The 774-nt window shown below is 38.9% G+C and carries 1 protein-coding gene; it reads left to right on the top strand.

Features of this window, described 5'->3' with window-relative positions; translation table 11 throughout:
- The first annotated feature begins 112 nt into the window (after positions 1 to 112).
- Complete coding sequence (locus BCT11_RS03820) at positions 113 to 547, top strand: hypothetical protein (protein WP_102387208.1); 435 nt, start codon at positions 113 to 115, stop codon at positions 545 to 547.
- Positions 548 to 774: the final 227 nt, after the last annotated feature.

The raw sequence follows: 774 nt of genomic DNA, 5'->3' as shown, positions 1-774 counted from the left end.
ATGCGTTGGTTTTAGTGTTTAAGGTGCTATGCGGAAGCCTCGGTATTGCGTTGCTCACACCTTAACAGGGCGTTAGGCATACAAGGTTATTTTTAGCTTACAGGTCAAGTTTATGAGTTGGGCAAAATTAAAAACGGGTATTATTATAGTTTTGGTCATCCTCATTTCTGAGGCAATTAGGCTATACACTGGGCTACCTATAACAATAATTGATATTGGGGTGCTGCCTATCACATGTTTGCTAATTTATTGTATGAAATATTATAGGTTTCCTTTTAGTAAAACATATAAAGATACGGATAATCTCCAACAACAAACGCTTTTGCAGCTAATTGGTTTCTTGCTTTTTACAATTATCTTAGCAGCAATGGCTAGCTGGATAGCTTGGCTTGGAATTCAAGCTCCTCTAAAGTACTTCTCGAGTGTTAAAGGATCTGCCCATGGATATACATTAATTCAAATTGGTGGTTTAACTGCTTTATACAGTATGTGGGGGGCACTTGTTTTCCTATTTAGGCTAGTTAACTTACGTGATAAGTCTGCCTAACAAACTGTTTAAGAGTGATTCGCAACGCGTGGCATTTTTACTATGCATTGGTTTAAGTGTTTAAGGTGGTATGCGGCAGCTTCAGTATTGCATTGCTCACACCTTAACAGGGCGTTAGTACGGATTTGACATCAAAGGTCATAAGTTTTGGTGTTTATCTGTTTTGGCGCTCGTATTTACACCTTTCAGTTAGTGCCTTTCACGTTCTTTCCGGTGGCACTATATGC

The organism is Vibrio sp. 10N.222.52.B12 (assembly GCF_002875385.1).
In the GTDB taxonomy this organism is placed as follows: Bacteria; Pseudomonadota; Gammaproteobacteria; order Enterobacterales; family Vibrionaceae; genus Vibrio; species Vibrio jasicida.
The sequence above is the reverse complement of the archived record's forward strand: the minus strand, read 5'-3'. Positions and strand labels throughout refer to the sequence as shown.

Excerpts from the sequence above, each read along its gene's own strand:
- BCT11_RS03820 (WP_102387208.1), top strand. The coding sequence starts at position 113 with ATGAGTTGGGCAAAATTAAAAACGGGTATTATTATAGTTTTGGTCATC.